The organism is Phytohabitans sp. LZ39 (assembly GCF_059359075.1).
Genome location: NZ_JCADBM010000007.1, coordinates 41,420 through 59,572, shown reverse-complemented (window position 1 = coordinate 59,572; position 18,153 = coordinate 41,420). Strand labels below are relative to the sequence as shown.

Below are 18,153 nucleotides of genomic sequence, written 5' to 3'. Positions count from 1 at the left end.
CGCCGGGAAGAGTGCGGGTATCGGGCGAACGATCATGCGATGCGGCCGCCGCGGCGCCGCAGCTCCCACGTGGCGGGACAATCGGGGCAGGATTTGGAATGCGTGGTGATCGTAAGCCCGGAAACCGGACGACACGCCGGAGAGACTCCGGCTGTTGGGCTAACGATCATGAAGCGACGAGCACCGAGTCGTCGACCGGGGCGATCACCGTGGCGCCCGCGGGCGGGGCCGCCGTCAGGTGGGCGCGGCGGCCGTGGGCGAGGTCGTCGGGCGTGCAGATGTACCGCGCGGTGAGCATGAACTCCCACCGCGGGTCGCGGGCGCACACCCGCGGGCCCAGCCGCTCGCCCTGCACGACAAGTGCGGTCAGCGCCGGCCACGCCTCGTGTCCCACCTCGATCACCGCCGGCCGGCCGCCGGTGTAGCGACCCAGCTCGGCCATCACTACGGGCATGCCCGGCGCGTGCTCGGGCAGCTTGCCCAGTGCGGGCGCCCCGCTCCCGACGCCGAGCGCGCCGATCAGCACGGCGGCCACCAGCCACGGGTGCGCCCGGCGCGCGGCGGGTGCGGAGGCGGCGGCCGCCACGATCACGAGCAGCAGCACCAGCGGGACCGCCCGGGTGAACTGCCCGACGTAGGTGAGCCTCAGGTCGTCGACGCCGCGGACCACGTACCCGAGGAACAGGATCGTGGCCAGGGCGGCGGCGCACACGCCGGCGGCGAGAAACCGGCGCGGTGGTCCGGGCGCCAGCCGGCGCACGAGCAGGGCAGCGCCGCCGAAGTACCCGACGAACGCGACCGCGCCGAGCACGGTGCCGGTGGCGTAGTAGCCGAGCACGTAGCGGGCGACGTCGGCCGGGTGCGGGATCCCGCCGGCCCCGCCGTACCGCAGGTAGCGGCCGAACTCGCCGGGCCAGTGCAGGATCAGGTGCAGCGCCATCGGCAGCGCGAAGAGCGCGAGCACCGCGCCGGCACCGGCCACCGCGCCCCGGGCGGCGCGCCACTCCGCGCGGGCCGTGCGCAGCGAGACGGCGACGGCCGCGCCCGCGACGACCGGGCCGAACATCAGGAAGCTCACGTGTCCGTGCACGAGGAGGCCCACGGCGAGCGCCAGCGCGGGCAGGTGCGCCACCCGGCCGGCGGCGACCGAGGCGGCGGCGAGCAGCAGCAGTACGAACGGCGCCACGTACAGGTCGGGCATCCACGCGGAGGCCAGCATCGCCGGCTTCATCGCGAAGTAGAGCAGGCCCGCCGCGCCGCACAGGACCGTCGCCCGCCACGAGGTCCAGCTGTGCACGATCGCCAGGCACAGCCCGAGGAGCACCGAGTTGAGGGCGAGCAGGGCGAGCCACTGCCCGTTCCACGGGGTGGGCACGGCGCCGAGCAGGTCGTGGAAGAGCCACTCGCCGAACCCCTGCACGTACAGGAACGCCGGCCCGGGATGGTGGAACCGGAACCGTGAGTAGTTGCCGACCAGCAGCTCGAAGTGCTTGGCGTCGGAGGCGAGGATCGAGTTGGCCGCGGAGTCGCCGCGCTCGTACACGACCCGGTCGAAGACGGCCGGGTTGCGCAGGAGCAGCAGCGCGAAGACGGCGCCCGCCGAGACCGCGAAGAGCCTCACCCGTGGCCGAAGAGCGGCCCGCTGCTCGGTCACGATCCGCTCCACTCCCCCGGTGAACCGGAGCGGATCGTAACCGGGCGGGCCGTCCGATGTGGTCCCCCGTTCAGTCGCGGGCGGCCCCCGCGGCGACCGGTTCCCGCGCCGGCGCCGGCGCCGCGGGTGCCGCCGGGCGCAGGAGCAGCAGCACCGTGACGCCGGCGACCGCGGCCAGCGCGGCGCTGAGCAGGAAGATCCGGTCGAGGCCGGCCACGTACGCGGCGCGCAGGACCGCGGCCGGCGCCTCCCCCAGCAGCTCGCGGTACCCGCCGCCGGTGAGCCGCTCGGCCGCGCCGGCGCCGCCGCCACCACCCAGCACGTGCCGCGCCTGCCCGGTCACCACGGTGGCCAGGACCGGCAGGGCGAGGGCGTAGCCGAGCTGGCGGAAGGTGTTCGACGCGCCGTTGGCCATGCCGGCGCGCTGGGGCGGCACCACGGCCAGCGCCGCGGATGCCAGCACCGGCGTGCACAGCCCCACGCCGACGCCGGTGACGCACAGGCCGGGTACCAGCACCGGCCAGCCGGAGTCGGGGCCGACCAGCGTGCACAACGCGGTGCCGGCGGCGACGAGCAGCAGTCCCCAGCCGATCGTGTGGCGCGGCGGCACGGCGTGCAGCAGGCGGCCGCCGGCGCCGGCGACCACGAACGCCACCACCGCCAGGGGCGCCAGCACCAGCCCGGCGGTCATCGCGCCGAGGCCGAGCACCGACTGCGCCCACAGCGACACGAACACGAGGTTGGCGAACGCGGACGCGGTCAGCGCCGCCGCGCCGAACATGAGCACCGCGAACGCCGGCCGCCGGAACAGCCCCAGGTCGAGCATCGGGTCGGCCCGGTGCCGTTCCACGAGCAGGAAGACGAGCGTCGCCGCGGCCGCGCCGGCGAGCACGCCGGCGGTCACCGGGTCGCTCCAGCCCGCGTCGCCGGCGCGGATGAGGCCGTAGACGGCGAGCGTCGCGGCGACCGTGAAGCTGGCCACGCCGGGCAGGTCCATCCGCCCGGCGGCCGATCCGCCACCGCCGCGGATGCCCACCCGGGCGAGTACCACGGCCACGACGGCGACGGGCAGGTTGACGAAGAAGATCGACCGCCATCCCACGTGCTCGGTCAGCACGCCGCCGAGGACCGGCCCGGCCGCGGCGGCCGCGCCGTTGGCGGCACCCCACAGGCCGAACGCCACCGAACGGTCCCGGCCCGTGTAGGTGGCGGCGAGCAGGGCCGCGTTGGTGGCGTACATGGCGGCGGCGCCGAGGCCCTGCACGCCCCGGGCGGCGATGAGCGCGCCGGTGTCCGGCGCCAGCCCGCAGGCCAGCGAGGCGAGCGCGAAGACGACCAGCCCGGCGACGAAGACCCGCCGGTGGCCGAGCCGGTCGGACAGCGACCCCGCCGCCATGAGCAGGGCCGCGAGCACCAGCACGTACACGTCGACGGTCCACTGCAACGCCGAGAACGACGAGTGCAGCTCCTCGGCGAGGGCCGGTGCGGCGATGCTGACGATGGTCAGGTCGACCAGCAGCATGAACGTGCTCAGCGATACCGCGAGCAGAGGCAACCATTTGCGCATGCCCGGAGCCTCCGCCGGCTCGCGCCCGCACGGCGAACAGGTGCGTCAAAGTGGCGTATTCCGACACGCTGCTACGTTCTGGTGGTGGATCCACTCACCCTCGACGACCTCGACCGGCAGCTCGCCCACGCGCTTCAGGTCGACGGCCGGGCCCCGTTCAGCCAGATCGCGGCCGTGCTCGACACGTCCGACCGCACGGTCGCCCGGCGCTACCAGCGGCTCCGCTCGGCCGGCGCGCTGCGCGTGGTCGGGCTGCCGCACGCTGCCGCGCTCGGCCACGTCGACTGGATGGTGCGCATGCGCTGCACCCCGGACGCCGCGATGCCGGTCGCCTCAGCCCTGGCCCGCCGCGCCGACACCTCGTGGGTCCGCCTCCTCTCCGGCGGCACCGAGATCAACTGCATCACCCGCACCCGGGCCCAGACCGCCGAGGGCGACCTGCTGCTCCAGAAGCTCCCCCGCACGGCGCGCGTCACCGCGGTGACCGCACACTGCGTCCTGCGCGCGGTGGCCGGCACCGGCGGCTGGCCGGTCCGCACCGCCGCGCTCAGCCCCGACCAGATCGCCGCCCTGCGCCCGCCCTCCCGGCCCGCCCCCGCACCGGCCCCGCTCACCCCGGCCGACAACCAGCTGCTCGCCACGCTCGCCAAGGACGGCCGCGCCGGCATCCCCGCCCTGGCCGCCGCCACCGGCTGGTCGGAGACCACCGTCCGGCGCCGCATCGAGCACCTGCGCGGCACCGAGGTGCTCTACTTCGACGTGGAGATCGAGCCCGCCCTCTTCGGCCACACCGCCGAGGCCGCGCTGTGGCTCACCGTCGAGCCGTCCGCCCTGGCCGCCGTCGGCGAGGCGCTCGCCACCCACCCGCAGGTCGCCTTCGCCGCCGCCATCACCGGCCCGGCCACCATCGCCGCGTCGCTGGTCTGCCGCGACCTCGACGACCTGTACGACTACATCGCCACCGGCATCGGCTCACTCGGCGGCGTCTCCCGCGCCGAGACCGCCCCGGTCATCCGCCGCGTCAAGGACGCCGGCGCCCTGCTCCTGCCCTGACCCTCCGCCGTTGGTCACGGTCACCCGGGGCCGCGCCGCGCTCGCCGAAACCCCGGCCTCCGCTGCCGGCTCCGCGCGCCAAGCCCAACCCCGCCGCGGCCCACCGATCCTCAAGAGGGCAGCCCTGTCACCGTCTGGACGGATATACGGGAGCCCTTCTCAGAATTCATCCCCAAGAGGGCTGCCCTCTTGGGGCCGGGGCGGGCCGGGGCGGGTGGGCGTGACCAGCGGCGGACGGGTGAGGCCGCGGGAGCAGCGGTCCGGACCACGACGGACATCGCGGTAGCCCACATCTCCGTCCTAAAGGAATTCAAAAGCCCGACTTCGAAAGGTCTCTAGATGGCGACGTCGATGGTGGCCGTGGTGTCGGTGGGGGCGATGGTGAACGCGGCGGTGTCGGCCGCCGTGACGGTGTAGTCGCCGAAGAAGCCCTCGACCGTGAGCGTGCCGTCGGCGCCGGTGCGCATGGGGGTCGGCGGCAGCCACCACTCGCCCTTGACGAGGGCTTCGAGCGCGTCGTAGGCCGGCTTGCGGCTGCCGTCCGCGCGGACCAGGCCGGCCGGGGCGCCGAGCCACGCGCCCGCGTCGGTGAGGCCCCAGTAGTTGACCGACTGGACGGCCGGGTGCGCGAGCAGCGAACGGTAGTGCCGCACGATGTCGTCGGCTTGCCGCGCCTCGCCCTCGGGGGTGCTCGGCCACTCCGGGATCTGGTAATCGTTGAGGTCTTCGATATGCGGCGGCATGAGGTGCCCGGACACGAGCGTGGTTTCGGTCAGGTGCAGCGGAAGTCCGTACCGCGCGAACCGGTCGAGCGTCCGCCGCATGTACTCCTCCCCGCGGTACCCCTGGTGCATGTGGGTCTGTAGCCCGATCGCGTCGATCCGGACGCCGGCTTCGAGCACGCCCTCGACGAGGCACTCGTAGGCGGAGGTGAGGTCGAAGTCGTTGAGCACCAGCGTCGCGGCGGGGTTGGCCGCGCGGGCCTCCTCGAACGCCATCCGCACCATGTGGATGCGGCCCCGGGCGTGCGCGAGCCGGGTGATGGCGTTGTCGCCGTTTTCGAAGACGGGCATGATGACCGCCTCGTTGATGGCGTCCCACAGGTCGATGGTGCCGGCGAACCCGCCGACCAGGTCGCGGACGCGGGCCCGCTGGAGCCGCTCCACCTCGTCGAGGTCGAGGGCGAGCAGCCACTCCGGCTGCACGGTGTGCCACACCAGCGGGTGGCCCTTGACCGTGACGCCCCGCTCGGCGAACCATCGCGCCGTCGCCGTCAGCCGCGCCACGTCGGTGGCACCGCGCCGCGGCTCGTAGCCGCCCCAGTAGAACGGCAGCGTCACGGTGTTGAAGAGGTTGAGCCACAGACCGCCCAGGCGGTCGAGCTCGCCCTCCGGCGCCGGTTCGGGCCCACCGACGAGCGGCACGAAATCGAAGCCGATGTTGCCGAACGCGAAGGCGTGCCGCCGCTGGGCGACGGTGACCGCGCGGTCGGCGAGCGGCCGCCCGTCGGGCCCACGCAGGGTGAGGGTGGCTCTGCCGATGCGGTGGCCCATGTTCACCTGACTGGTCACGGTGACCAGAGTAGGGCGCCGGGTATCGTCACCTCCATGGTGATGATCGGCCTGCTCGGCGCGGCCGCCATCGCGACCAACGCGGTCGTCTGGCCCGTCCGCCGCCGCGACGACGTCCACATCGGAGCCGTCGCCTCCCGGACGGCGGCGACGGAGTTCGCCGGGCGGCACGGCATCGAGCGCGCCTACGACACCTACGAGGCGCTGCTCGCCGACCCCGGCGTCGACCTGGTCTACAACGCACTCCCGCCGTCGATGCACGCCGAGTGGACGATCGCCGCGCTGCGCGCCGGCAAGCACGTGCTGTGCGAAAAGCCGTTCACGATGAGCGCCGCCGAGGCGACCCGCGTGGTGGCGGCGGCCGCCGAGACGGGCCGGCGGGTCGTCGAAGCGTTCCACGACCACTACCACCCGCTGAGCGCGTGGATCCGCTCCACTGTGGAGTCCGGCGCGCTCGGCCGGATCCACCGCGCCGAAGCGGTGTTCACCGGGTCCAACCCGTTCGCCCCCGGCACGCTGCGCCACGAGCCGGCGCTGGGCGGCGGCGCGCTCATGGACCTGGGCTGCTACCCGGTGCACTGGCTCCGCTCGCTGTTTCCGGGCCCGCCGGCGGTCGTCCGCGCCGAGGCCACGGCCGTCAACCCGGCCGGCGCCGACCTGCGCATGGAGGCCGAGCTCGCTTTCGAGGGCGGCGTGACGGCGACCGTCCGGGCCGACATGGTCGAGGGCGTCCCGGTGCGGTCCGCGCTGGCGCTGGAGGCCGAGCGCGGCCGCCTCCTGGTGGAAAACATCGTCTTCCCCTCCTCCGGCCACAGCATCCACCTGGAGCTCGACGGCGTCCCACGCGTGTCCACAGTGGCCGGCCGGACGACGTACGACCACCAGCTGGAGGCCGTGCTGGACGCCCTGCGCACCGGCGAGCCGATGCCCACCGAGGGCGACGACCCGATCGCCAACATGGCGCTCATCGACGCGATCTACACCGCCGCCGGCTTCGACCGCCCCTGGGCCTAGGCCTCCCGCTCCGCGGCCGCCCCTGGCATGATCGGCACCGATGTCTGGGGAGGAACCCGGTGCGATACCACGTCCTGGGCCCCGTCGGCGTGCACCGCGACGGAGGCGGCGTGCCACTCGGCGGCCCGAAGCCGCGTACCGTGTTGGCCGCGCTGCTGCTCAACGCCGGACGGGTGGTGTCCGAGCGGCGCCTCGTCGCGATGGTGTGGGGCGACGACCCACCGCCGTCCGTGCGCGGCCAGCTACACACCCACGTGTCCACATTGCGCAAGCTCCTCGGCGCGGACGTCATCGCCCGCCGCCCGCCCGGTTACCTCATCGCGGTACAACCCGGGGAGCTGGACCTCGACGCGGCGGACGACGCCCTCGCACGGGCCCGGGCCGACGCGGCGCGGGGCCGGGCGCGGGACGCGGCGCCGGGCCTGCGGGCGGCGCTGGCGCTGTGGACCGGCCCGGTCCTCGGCGGCGTGACCGAGCCGCTGCTCGCGCACGAGGGCCCGGCGCTGCGGGAGCGGCGGCTGGTCGTGCTGGAGGAGCTGTTCGAGGCGGAGCTGGACGCCGGCCACCACGCCGGGATCCTCGGCGAGCTGCTCGAAGCCGCGCGCGAGCACCCGTTTCGCGAGCGGCTGCACGCCCAGTCGATGCTCGCCCTGCACCGGTGCGGGCGCACGGCGGAAGCCCTGGAGATGTACGCGAGCGCGCACGACCGCCTCATCGCCGAGCTCGGCGTCGAGCCCGGCCGGCTGCTGCGCGAGGCGCAGGGCCGCATCCTGCGCGGCGACGAGCCACCCGCCGGGCCGGACGTCCCCCGGCAGCTCCCGGCCGACCTGGCCACGTTCGTCGGCCGCGCCGCCGAGCTGTCCGACCTGGACGGTCTGCGCGGACCGGGCGCGCGCGTCGCCGCGATCGTCGGCACGGCCGGCGTGGGCAAGACCTCCCTGGCCGTGCGGTGGGCGCACCGGGCCCGCGCCGAGTTTCCGGACGGCCAGCTCTACGTCAACCTGCGCGGCTTCGAGCCCGCCGGTACCGCGGTCGACCCGGCCGACGCCGTACGCGGGCTGCTGGACGCCCTCGCCGTGCCGGCCGAACGAATCCCCACCGGGCTCGAAGAACGGGCCGGGCTGTACCGCAGCCTGCTCGCCGACCGGCGGATGCTGGTGGTGCTAGACAACGCCCGCGACTGCGACCAGGTCCGGCCGCTGCTGCCCGGCACGGGCGGCTGCCTCGCGCTGGTGACCAGCCGCGCCGACCTCACCGGCCTCGTCGCCGAAGGCGCGGCGCCGCTGCGGCTGGAGCTGCTCAGCGACGGCGAGGCCCGCGAGATGCTGGCCCGCCGGCTCGGCGCCGACCGGGTGGCCGCCGAGCCCGGCGCGGTCGACGAGATCGTCGCCGCCTCCGCCCGGCTGCCGCTCGCGCTGGCCATCGTCGCCGCCCGCGCCGCCACCCACCCCACGTTCCCGCTCGCCGCGATCGCCGGCGAACTGCGCGAGCTCGACGACTTCGACGGCGTACGCACGGTGTTCGCGTCCTCGTACCGCATGCTCGGCCCGGACACCGCGCGCGTGTTCCGGCTGCTCGGCCTGCACCCCGGCCCGGACGTGTCCGCCGCCACGGTCGCCAGCGTCGCCGGGATCCCGGTGCGCGCCGCCCGCCGGGCCGTCGCCGAGCTGACCCGCGCCCACCTGCTCGCCGAGCCGAGCCCCGGCCGGTACACCAGCCACGACCTGCTCCGCGGCTACGCGGCCGAGCTGGCCGAGCGCGACGAGCCCGCGGCCGAACGCCAGGCGGCGCTGCGCCGCACCCTCGACCACTACCTGCACACCGCGTGGGCGGCCGACCGGCTGCTCATCCCGCAACGCGACCCGATCGAGCTCGCCCCCGCGCACCCCGGCGTCACGCCCGAGGAGCTGCCCGACCAGCGACGCGCGCTCGCCTGGTTCCAGGCCGAGCACCGCAACCTCGCCGCGCTGATCCAGCGGGTGCCGGCCGGGCAGGACACGCACACCTGGCAGCTCGCGTGGACCCTCGCCACGTTCTTCGACCGGCAGGGCCACTGGCAGGACTACGTGGCCGCGCACCGCGTCGCGCTCGACGCCACCCGCCGCCTCGGCGACACCCGGGGACAGGCACACACCCACCGCAACCTCGGCCGCGCGTTCGGCCGGCTGGCCCGCTTCGACGAGGCCCAGGTCCATCTGGAACGGGCACTCGACCGCTACCGCGCGTGCGGCGACACTGTCGGCCAGGCACACGCACACGGCAACCTGTCCTGGGTACTGGAGCAGCGTGGCCGGTACGCCGACGCGCTGACCCACGCGGGGCGCGCGCTCGACCTCTACCGGGCCGCCGGCGACAAGGCCATGCAGGCCAACGCGCTCAACACCGTCGGCTGGCAGCACGCCCTGCTCGGCGACCACGACGCGGCCCTCGCGCACTGCGAGCAGGCACTCGCGCTGCTCCAGTCGCTGGGCGACCGGTTCGGCGAGGCGGTCACCTGGGACAGCGTCGGCTACGTCCACCAGCACCGCGGCGACCACGCGCGGGCGGCGGACGCGTACCGGCGCGCGGTCGACATGTTCCACGAGGTCGCCGACCGCCTCAACGAGGCGCGCACCCTCACCCGCCTCGGCGACACGCAGGGCGAGGCCGGCCAGCCGGACGGCGCCCGCGAGACCTGGCGCCGGGCGCTGGAGATCCTCGACGACCTGGGCCATCCGAGCGCCGACGACGTGCGCGCCCGCCTGCGCCCCACCCCCGTCGCGGCGGCCTGAGTTCACCGCCGCTTCGGGTCGCGTTCGTCCGGTCGCACCGTCCGGCCGGAAACGTCTCGACGAGGCCTGCGACTGGGACGTCGTCCGCGCCGAGCTGGCCGGCGCCGCGGTGCCGTCCGCCTCGATCGGCGAGTACCTGACCGGCGTCAACAGCGGCGCCCGCACCTCCGTCGACCGCAACTACCTGGCCCGCGCCGAGGCGACCGGCCTGACCCGCGTGCGGCCGCTGCACGTCGTCACCGGCGTGACCACCGACCCGCGCGGCGGCTACGTCGTGCGCGCCGACCACATCGACACCGACGGCGCCGTGCTGGAACGCGTGGCGCTCACCGCCGACGCCGTGTTCTTCGCCGCCGGCTCGATGGGCACCAGCCGGATGCTCGTGCACGCCCGCGACACCGGTGCCCTGCCACTGCTCGACGCGCAGGTCGGCCGCCACTGGGGAAACAACGGCCTGCGCCTCTACCTGCGCGCCCTCGTACCCGAGCCGACCGGCGCCCAGCAGGGCGGCCCGACCAGCGTCGCCATCATGCGGTGGGACGGCCCCGACCCGGTCACCGTCGAGTTCGGCCCGGCCCCGTTCCCGGTCGAGACCCACGCGATGCCGCTGCCCGGCATCGGCCTCTGCACGCCGGTCGGCCGCTTCGAGTACCGCCCGGCGACCGGCGACGTGGAGCTCGTCTGGTCCGCCGACGGCGACCGGGCCGCGCGCGAGGCGATCCTGGCCACGCTGCGTCAGCTCGTCACCGCGACGGGCTGGCCCCAGGTGCCGCCGGTGCCGCTGCCGTCCGACCCGCTCCTCGCCCTCGCCGCCGCGGCGCCGTACGGGCTGCTGGACATGAACGGGCTGGAGGCGTACACGTTCCACCCGCTCGGCGGCGCCGTCCTCGGCCAGGCCTGCGACGGCTACGGCCGGCTCGGCGGCTACCGCGGCCTGTACGTCGTCGACAGCGCGCTGATCCCCGGCTCGACCGGCGCCTGCAACCCCGCGCTCACCGTGGCCGCGCTCGCCGAACGCTGCATGGCCCACATCGTGGCGAACGACGCCGGCACGGTCTTCTGAGCCGGTGCGGTGCCGGTGACATCTGCCTCGGAGGCAGAATCCCTGAGTGCAATCGTATTCGTGGTAACCTGGCCGCGATGTCGCACCTCGCGAACGGTCCACGGTCGACCCCGGACGAGGCGCCCGAGGCGGGTCAGCCGCCAGCGCCGTCCGCGGGTCCCCGTGCCGCCGTCACGATGCGCGACATCGCGGCCGCGGCCGCCGTCTCGCAGAGCACGGTCTCCCGGGTGCTCAGCGGCGTGCCCACCAAGGTCCGCATCGGCGAAGAGACCCGCGAGCGCGTGATCCAGGCCTCGCGGCGGCTCGGCTACCGGCCAAACCCCTTGGCCCGAGGCCTGCGCGGCGCCTCCACCAACCTGATCGGCGCGGTGGTGCGCGACTTCAGCGACCCCTTCTACGCCGGCGCCGTCGAGGCACTCGTGAAAGAGGCGATGGCCCACGGCTACAACGTGGTGATCGGCCACGTGCACGACCACCTCGACGCGGCCGCCTCCCTGACCTCCGTGCTCGAGACCCGCCACACCGACGCGATCATCCTGCTCGGCGACATGGGCGCCCAGCCCCAGCTGCTCGCCGACCTCCGCGCCTCCCGCGTGCCCGTCGTCGCGCTGTGGCAGGGCACCAGCCCGCTGGAATTTCCGACGGTCGACGCCAACGACCGCGCCGGCATCCAGACCGGCCTCGCCCATTTGACGTCGCTGGGCCACCGGCGCATCGCGTTCGTCAACGCCGAGCTCCCCAACGACTACCGGGTCCGCGAGCACGCCTACCTCGACTTCATGCGCGAGCGGTTCGGCACCGTCCCGGCCGGCTACCTGGAGCGCTGCCCCAACACCCTCGCCGGCGGCGACTCCGCCCTCCGCCGCCTGCTGGCCCTGCCCGAGCCACCGACCGCGGTCGCCACCTCGACCGACCTTGTCGCCATCGGCGTGCTGCACGCCGCGCACAGCCTCGGCGCCACCGTCCCCGAGCGCCTGTCGGTCGTCGGCTTCGACGACATCCTGATCGTGAGCCACACGGTGCCCGCCCTCACCACGCTGCGGATGCCCATCGCCGAGGTCGTCGCGCACGCGGTGCGCCAGGCGGTCACGCTGGCCCGCGACCCCGAAGCCGCCCGCACACCGCACCTCGACGTCTTCGACCCTGCCCTGGTCGTCCGCGACTCCACCGCCCCACCCTGGCCCGCCATTCCTTGATTGGGCTACCGCGACGTCCGTCGTGGTCTCGACCGTTGCTCCCGCGGCCTCACCCTTCGCTTTTGGTCACGGTGCGGGCGGACCCTCACGCCCGGGCCATGACGTTGCGTCTCGCGGGATCAGCGCGGGATCCACACGCGCATGCCGGAGACGCCACGGTTTCCCCAGGCGTAGTACGGGATGGCGCCCGCCGTCAGGTGGTCGCCGTGGCCGGGGGCGGTCATCGGCACCCGCACGCCGACGATGTCGGCGCCGACGTCGGGGCGGGGCACCGCGACCGCCTGGCGTCCCGAGTCCCAGCTCAGCTCCTCCAGCTCGGTCGCCAGCGGCAGGTCGTCCGACTCTACACAGTAGACGATGGGGCCGCGCTCGACGGCGACGCAGCCGCGTACCGCGTCGACGCGCGGGGCCGGCTCGGTGATGCGCACCGGCATGTCCAGGTCGAGCACGACCGTGTCGCCCGGCCGCCAGCGCCGGGTCAACGCGACCGCGCCGGGGTCGACCACCCGCGTGCCGTCCGGGTCGGTGACCGTCGCCGAGCGGCACCACACCGGCACGCGCAGGGCGAGGGTCCACGGTTCGTCGTGCGTCCGGCCGATGTGGACGGTGACGCGGCCGCGCCACGGGTAGTCGGTGCGCACCGACAGTCCGATGTCGCCGGTCTCGATGTCCGACGTCGCGTACTGGTGGATGCGCACCCCCGCCCCGTCGCTCGTCGCCTGGTACTGCTCCCACGAGCTCAGCAGCCGCATCAGGTTGGGCGGGCAGCAGGCGCACGGGTACCACGACGCGCGTTCCCCGTACCCGGGCGGCTCGTAGGTCCGGGAGGTGCGGCGCTGCAACGGGTTGGTGTAGTGGAAGGCGGTGCCGGCCAGCGACAGCCCGGAGAGCACGCCGTTGAACATGGCCCGCTCGATGGCGTCCCCATAGGACGCTTCGCCGGTCGCCCGCAGCAGCCGCCAGGCCAGCATGACGCTCGCGATCGCCGCGCAGGTCTCCGCGTACGCGCGGTCCGGCGGCAGCTCGAACGGGTCGCCGAACGCCTCGTCGCGGTGCCGGCTGCCCATCCCGCCGGTGAGGTAGGTGCGGGTGCGGATCAGGTCGTCCCACCGGCGGCGGACGGCGGCCAGCAGCGTGGCGTCGCCGAGCTCCACCGCCACGTCCACGGCGCCGCAGTCGAGGTAGAGCTGGCGCACCGCGTGGCCGGCGACGGTCGCGGCCTGGCGCACCGGCTCGTGGTCCTGCCAGTACGCGGCGCCGAAGCGTTCCGCGCCGAGTAGCCCGCGCCCGCGCAGGTCGAGCAGCCGGGCGGCGAGGTCGAGGTAGCGCCGCTCACCGGTCTCCCGGGTCAGCTCGACGAGGGCCATCTCGATGCCCGGATGCCCGTCGACGCCGTCCCGGCCGCCCGGCCCGAACTCGACGTGGACCCGGTCGGCGGCCCGCCGGGCGATCGACAGTAGACGGTCGTCGCCGAGCGCGCGGTGCCAGGCGATCCCGGCCTGGATCAGGTGGCCGACGCAGTAGAACTCGTGACCCCAGGCCAGGTTCTGGTGCGGCTTGCCGCCGTCGAGCACCTGCACGTAGCTGTTGACGTAGCCGTCGTCGCGCTGCGCCGCGGCCACCACGCCGATCGCCTCGTCGGCGGCCGCCGCCAGGCCCGGGTCGGGCGCGCGGCCGAGCTCCCACCCGACCGCCTCCAGCCACTTGTACACATCGGAGTCCAGAAACCGCAGGCCGGTGCCGGCGCTGTCGGAGTACGCCTGGTAGCACCCCTCCGCGCCGGCCGCCATCCGCAGGTTGTCGAGGACGCCGGAGCGGTGCAGCTGCTCGAACCCGTGCGGGATGGTGCGGATCCGGTTGAGCCGCTGCCGGTCCGCCCAGAAGCCGTCCGTGATCCGTACCTTCATTTCGTCGCTCCGCTCATGAGGCCCGAGACGTAGTACCGCTGTAGCAGCAGGTAGACGAGCACGCACGGGACGATCGAGATGGTGATGCCGGCCTGGAGCATGCCCCAGTCGGTGCCGCCCAGGCTGGTCTCGGTGCGGGCCGCGGCCAGGATCAGCGGCAGGGTGAACTTCGAGCCCTTGCTCATCATCACCAGGGCGCCGAGAAACTCGTTCCAGGACATGATGAACGCGAAGAGCGCGACCGTCACGATCGCCGGCACCGTCGACGGCAGGAAGATCCGCATCAGCGCCTGCCCGGACGAGGCACCGTCCACAATGGCCGCCTCGGCCAGCTCGCGCGGCACCGCGCCGAAGCTGTTGCGCAGGATGTACAGGCTGAACGGAAGCTGGATCGCGGTGTGCAGGATGGCCAGGCCGAAGAGCGAGTTGGTCAGCCCGAGGTCGGCGAACATCAGGAACATCGGCGTCAGCATCGCCTGGTAGGGAACGATCAGCGCGAGCAGCAGCACGACGAAGATGACTTCCTTGCCGGGGACGGGAAAGCGGGCCAGCGCGTACGCGGCGGGCACGGTGAGCAGCAGCGTGAGGGCGATCGTCAGCAGCGCGGTGCCGAGGCTGTTCCACAGGTAGGTCGGCAGGCCCTGCTGGTACGACCAGAGCCGCTGGTAGCTGTCGAGGCTCACGTCGTGCGGCAGGTAGGTCGGCGGTGACGCGGCCGCCTCGGCGGTGGGTTTCACCGAGGCGAGCACCGACATGACCAGCGGCATCAGCACGACCGTGCAGATGGCGAGGCAGACCGCGCCGACCAGGTAGCCGCGGCGGCCCCTCACACCTCGCTCCGGCGGGCGAGGAGGAGCTGCACGACCGTGAACGCCAGGATGGTCACGGCGAGCACCATCGACAGCGCGGCGCCGTAGCCCAGCTTCAGGTACGGGAACGAGTTCAGGTACACGTAGAAGACCGACGTGGCCGTCTCGTTCTGCGGCTGGCCGGCGGTCATGATGTAGAACTGGTCGAAGGCGAGCAGCGAGCCGATGACGCTCAGCAGCGTCACGAGCAGCACCGTGCGCAGGGTCAGCGGCAGGATCACCCGGGTGACCCGCTGCCAGTAGCCGGCGCCGTCGACGAGCGTCGCCTCGTTGATCTCGGTCGGCACCGCCTGGATCGCGCCGACGAAGAGGATCATCCCGAAGCCGATCACCTTCCAGACCACGGAGGCGCTGATCGCGACGTTGGAGGTGTCGGCGTCGACGCCCAGCCACAGCACCGGCCCGGAGACCACGCCGAGGTCCATGAGCGCCCGGTTGACCAGGCCGAAGTCGGCGCTGAAGAGCCAGTACCAGAGCAGGCTCGACACGCCGAGCCCGATGACCACCGGGACGAACACGACGGTGCGGGTGACCTTGCGCAGTGGGGTGTTCTGCGCGGTCAGCATGGCGAGCAGGTATCCGCCAATGATCAGCACGGGTGTGATCAGCGCCGTGTACTTCAGCGTGAACAGGAACGACACCCAGAACTGGCGGTCGCCGAACAGCCGCTCGTAGTTGTCGAACCCGACGAACACCGGCGGCGTGAGCAGCGACCAGTTGTGCAGGGACATCCACATCATGCGGCCGAGCGGGTAGACGGTGAAGACGAGGACGAAGGCGAGGGCGGGCGCCAGGTAGGCCAACCCGACCAGCCCGGCGCGTCTGCTGCGGTACACGGCGATCCTCCGCGGGCTTGGCGACCGCGCCCACCGGGGCGGGGATCCGGTGGGCGCGGCCACGTGCTTCAGGACTGGCCGGCGATGTCCTTCATCGCCTTCTTGGCGTCCGCGATGATCGTGTCGATGGGGTCGTCGGAGTAGTACGCCCGCTGGAGCATCTTCAGCCACGGCCCCTGCGGCGAGTTGATCTGCTCGAAGAACGTCAGGGTGTACGGCGTCCGCCCCACCTCGAGCGCCTTCGCCACGTCCTGTACGAGCGGCTCGGCCTGGAAGTACTTGTTGTCGACCATGTCGCCGCGGGTGGTGAGGTTGAGCGCCTTCGCGTACACCTCGACCTGCACCTCGTCGGAGAGCAGGAACTTCATCACGTTGACCGCGTCGGCCACCCGCTCGCTGCCGCGCGGCACGACGACGAGGTCGCCGCCGATGAACGAGGCCGACGAGCCGGGCGTCATCCCGGGCAGCAGCGCGACGCCGAACTTCATCTTCGGGTTCTGCTCGCGGGCGAGGGTGATGTTGAAGTTGCCGGTGCCCATCATGCCGACCTTGCCGGACCCGAACTGGAGGTGGAACGTCTCCCCGTTCTCCGTGCGGTCGCCCTCGTGGACGTTGCCCGCCTGGACCATGTCGCGGGTGAACTGGAGCACCTGCTTGACGCCGTCGCCGACCAGCGGCTCGTCGCCCTTGTCCTTCGCCTCGATCGTCGCGCCCGAGGCCCACATCAGCGGCCCGACCGTGAAGATGTTGCAGCCGGCGCAGTTGCCGGGCAGGTAGTACCCCTTGACGTCGCCGCCCAGCGCGGTGATCTTGTCGGCGTACTGGCGCAGCTCCGGCAGGCTGGTCGGCGGCTTCTCCGGGTCGAGGCCCGCGCGTTCGAAAAGATCCTTGTTGTAGAAGAGCGCCGACACGTCGGCGTAGAGCGGCACCCCGTACAACTTCTCTTCGTAAGTCGCGACCGCCATGTGCCCTTTGCTCGCGGTCTTCAGCTCCGGCCAGTCCTTGATCCGGTCGGTGAGGTCGACGAGCTGCTGTGCCTTCTCGAACTGCGGCGCGTAGATGAGGTCCATGCCCATCAGGTCGGGCACCTCACCGGACGCGATCCCTTGAGCGATCTTGCCAACCATCTCCGTGTGCGGGATGTACGTGAGCTTGATCCGGCAGTCGGGGTTCTTGGCGTTCCATGCCTCGACGAGCATGTCGACCATCGCCTTGTTGCCGCCCGAGCGCTCCCACATCGTCAACTCGCCCTTGCTGGCACACCCGGTGGTGGCCGCCGGCGCGTTCTGCTCGTCGCTGGACTCGTCGCCGCCCGAGCCGCACCCCCCGGCGAGCAACATCGCCGCGGCCGCCAGGGCGGGCCACCTGAGACGCGTCCTCATCCCTCGCCCCCTCACATCTGGGTTCGCCCGGCCTGACCGGACCATACTCGCGTGCGCATACGATTGCACTCATTCGTTTTCATACTGAGACCCAGCCGTCCGGACATCGCCCGCGGCCGTAGGATGCGGCACGATGGACCACTCCGTGACCCGCGTGCTGACCTGGAACCTCTGGTGGCGCTTCGGTCCCTGGCAGGCCCGCCGCGACGCGATCACGGCCACCCTGCGTGACCTCGACTGCGACCTCGTCGGCCTCCAGGAGGTCTGGGCCGACGGCCGCGACCACCTGGCCGGGAGACTCGCCGACGAGCTCGGCATGCACTGGACCTGGGCCGCCTCGGACCAGCCCGGCCGGTGGCACGAGCGCGCCGGCGACGCGACGGCCGACGTCGGCGTCGCCGTCCTCAGCCGCTGGCCGATCCTCGACCGCGCCACGCTGCGGCTCCCCACCGCGGGCGGCCGCGACGACGGACACCAGGCGCTCTACGCCCTGGTGGACGCCCCCGGCCACCCGATCCCGTTCTTCACCACCCACCTCAACTCGGCGGGGCACGACTCCGCGGTGCGCTGCGCCCAGGTCACCGCGCTGGCCCGGTTCGTCGCCGACCGCCAGCCCGACTCGTCCCACCCCGCCGTCGTGACCGGCGACCTCAACGCGCTGCCCGACTCGGACGAGATCCGCCTACTGGGCGGCTACAAGACCGCCCCCGCCGTCCCCGGCCAGGTGCTGATCGACGCCTGGGCGTACGCCGACCCGGCCGCGCCCGCCACCACCTTCGACCCGGCCAACCCCTACGTCGCCCCGACCCACGAGCCGCCCGCCCGCATCGACTACATCCACGTCGGCCGGCCCGGCCCCGGCGGCCTCGGCCACGTCCGCTCGGCACGCCGCGCCGCCGACCGCCCGGTGGACGGCGTCTGGCCCTCCGACCACTTCGCCGTCCACGCCGAGCTGGCCGCCTCCTCCTGAGCCATTGCCCCCGCCCGCGCACGTGGTGAATTTGCCATTTGGCCCTGCGCGGGCCTGGCACCAACAGCCACTATCGTGCGTATACAAATACCTGGGATGATCGACCATCGGTCAGGGGCGGCGATTTCCCGGCGACCGCGAGACAATTAGGCATGCGGCAGCTTCAATTGTTCACCTCGGCCGCGCTCGCCCAAATGCGTGACCGGCCGGTCAAGGTCGGCGCGCACACCCTGGCCGGACGACAGTCGCGGCCACGCCGAGCCGTCTCCGGGCCGGTGTCCAAACTGGACAAGCCCGCGC

13 protein-coding genes are annotated in these 18,153 nt (G+C 73.3%); 6 read left to right on the top strand and 7 right to left on the bottom strand.

Features of this window, described 5'->3' with window-relative positions:
• Nucleotides 1-166: 166 nt before the first annotated feature.
• Both AC5L36_RS15685 and AC5L36_RS15680 read right to left on the bottom strand, forming a co-directional pair.
• The gene (locus AC5L36_RS15685; protein WP_441216399.1) at nt 167-1,654 is read right to left on the bottom strand and encodes a hypothetical protein; all 1,488 of its coding nucleotides are present in this window, start codon (nt 1,652-1,654) and stop codon (nt 167-169) included.
• A 70-nt stretch (nt 1,655-1,724) separates the two neighbouring features.
• Nucleotides 1,725-3,221 carry an MFS transporter gene (locus AC5L36_RS15680; protein WP_441216398.1) on the bottom strand — a complete coding sequence of 499 codons (1,497 nt, stop codon included), beginning with the start codon at nt 3,219-3,221 and terminating at the stop codon, nt 1,725-1,727.
• 84 nt (nt 3,222-3,305) lie between these two features.
• On the opposite strand from AC5L36_RS15680, the gene AC5L36_RS15675 reads away from it, so the two are divergent.
• Nucleotides 3,306-4,274 carry an Lrp/AsnC family transcriptional regulator gene (locus AC5L36_RS15675; protein ID WP_441216397.1) on the top strand — a complete coding sequence of 323 codons (969 nt, stop codon included), beginning with the start codon at nt 3,306-3,308 and terminating at the stop codon, nt 4,272-4,274.
• Nucleotides 4,275-4,609: 335 nt separating this feature from the next.
• Here the strand turns inward: AC5L36_RS15675 and AC5L36_RS15670 are convergent, their stop codons facing one another.
• Nucleotides 4,610-5,845: an endo-1,4-beta-xylanase gene (locus AC5L36_RS15670; protein WP_441216395.1), complete on the bottom strand. Its 1,236-nt coding sequence runs from the start codon at nt 5,843-5,845 to the stop codon at nt 4,610-4,612.
• 36 nt (nt 5,846-5,881) lie between these two features.
• Between AC5L36_RS15670 and AC5L36_RS15665 the strand changes: the two genes are divergently transcribed.
• The 4 genes from AC5L36_RS15665 to AC5L36_RS15650 all read left to right on the top strand — a co-directional run bounded on the left by AC5L36_RS15665 (nt 5,882) and on the right by AC5L36_RS15650 (nt 11,889).
• Nucleotides 5,882-6,859: a Gfo/Idh/MocA family protein gene (locus AC5L36_RS15665; protein ID WP_441216394.1), complete on the top strand. Its 978-nt coding sequence runs from the start codon at nt 5,882-5,884 to the stop codon at nt 6,857-6,859.
• Nucleotides 6,860-6,918: 59 nt separating this feature from the next.
• Complete coding sequence (locus AC5L36_RS15660) at nt 6,919-9,630, top strand: AfsR/SARP family transcriptional regulator (RefSeq protein ID WP_441216392.1); 2,712 nt, start codon at nt 6,919-6,921, stop codon at nt 9,628-9,630.
• 109 nt (nt 9,631-9,739) lie between these two features.
• On the top strand, nt 9,740-10,693 hold the full coding sequence (locus AC5L36_RS15655; RefSeq protein WP_441216391.1) for a GMC oxidoreductase: 954 nt from the start codon (nt 9,740-9,742) through the stop codon (nt 10,691-10,693).
• 77 nt (nt 10,694-10,770) lie between these two features.
• Nucleotides 10,771-11,889 carry a LacI family DNA-binding transcriptional regulator gene (locus AC5L36_RS15650; RefSeq protein WP_441216389.1) on the top strand — a complete coding sequence of 373 codons (1,119 nt, stop codon included), beginning with the start codon at nt 10,771-10,773 and terminating at the stop codon, nt 11,887-11,889.
• Nucleotides 11,890-12,008: 119 nt separating this feature from the next.
• Here AC5L36_RS15650 and AC5L36_RS15645 read toward each other — a convergent pair whose 3' ends face one another.
• The 4 genes from AC5L36_RS15645 to AC5L36_RS15630 form a co-directional block, all read right to left on the bottom strand.
• Complete coding sequence (locus AC5L36_RS15645) at nt 12,009-13,796, bottom strand: glycoside hydrolase family 127 protein (RefSeq protein ID WP_441216387.1); 1,788 nt, start codon at nt 13,794-13,796, stop codon at nt 12,009-12,011.
• Entirely contained in the window at nt 13,793-14,626 is an 834-nt protein-coding gene (locus AC5L36_RS15640; protein WP_441216386.1) for a carbohydrate ABC transporter permease, read from the bottom strand. The genes AC5L36_RS15645 and AC5L36_RS15640 overlap by 4 nt, the downstream gene beginning before the upstream one ends.
• Nucleotides 14,623-15,501 (bottom strand): carbohydrate ABC transporter permease, encoded by an 879-nt coding sequence (locus tag AC5L36_RS15635; protein WP_441216384.1) that lies wholly within the window; start codon nt 15,499-15,501, stop codon nt 14,623-14,625. The genes AC5L36_RS15640 and AC5L36_RS15635 overlap by 4 nt, the downstream gene beginning before the upstream one ends.
• Before the next feature lie 68 nt (nt 15,502-15,569).
• On the bottom strand, nt 15,570-16,883 hold the full coding sequence (locus tag AC5L36_RS15630) for an ABC transporter substrate-binding protein (protein ID WP_441216383.1): 1,314 nt from the start codon (nt 16,881-16,883) through the stop codon (nt 15,570-15,572).
• A 133-nt stretch (nt 16,884-17,016) separates the two neighbouring features.
• On the opposite strand from AC5L36_RS15630, the gene AC5L36_RS15625 reads away from it, so the two are divergent.
• Nucleotides 17,017-17,853, top strand: coding sequence for an endonuclease/exonuclease/phosphatase family protein (locus tag AC5L36_RS15625; RefSeq protein WP_441216381.1), 837 nt, complete (start codon nt 17,017-17,019; stop codon nt 17,851-17,853).
• Nucleotides 17,854-18,153: the final 300 nt, after the last annotated feature.

Bases quoted from the DNA above. Each gene is read 5' to 3' on its own strand.
- AC5L36_RS15680 (WP_441216398.1), bottom strand. From the start codon at position 3,221: ATGCGCAAATGGTTGCCTCTGCTCGCGGTATCGCTGAGCACGTTCATG.
- AC5L36_RS15665 (WP_441216394.1), top strand. From the start codon at position 5,882: ATGGTGATGATCGGCCTGCTCGGCGCGGCCGCCATCGCGACCAACGCG.
- AC5L36_RS15625 (WP_441216381.1), top strand. From the start codon at position 17,017: ATGGACCACTCCGTGACCCGCGTGCTGACCTGGAACCTCTGGTGGCGC.
- AC5L36_RS15650 (WP_441216389.1), top strand. From the start codon at position 10,771: ATGTCGCACCTCGCGAACGGTCCACGGTCGACCCCGGACGAGGCGCCC.
- AC5L36_RS15630 (WP_441216383.1), bottom strand. From the start codon at position 16,883: ATGAGGACGCGTCTCAGGTGGCCCGCCCTGGCGGCCGCGGCGATGTTG.
- AC5L36_RS15645 (WP_441216387.1), bottom strand. From the start codon at position 13,796: ATGAAGGTACGGATCACGGACGGCTTCTGGGCGGACCGGCAGCGGCTC.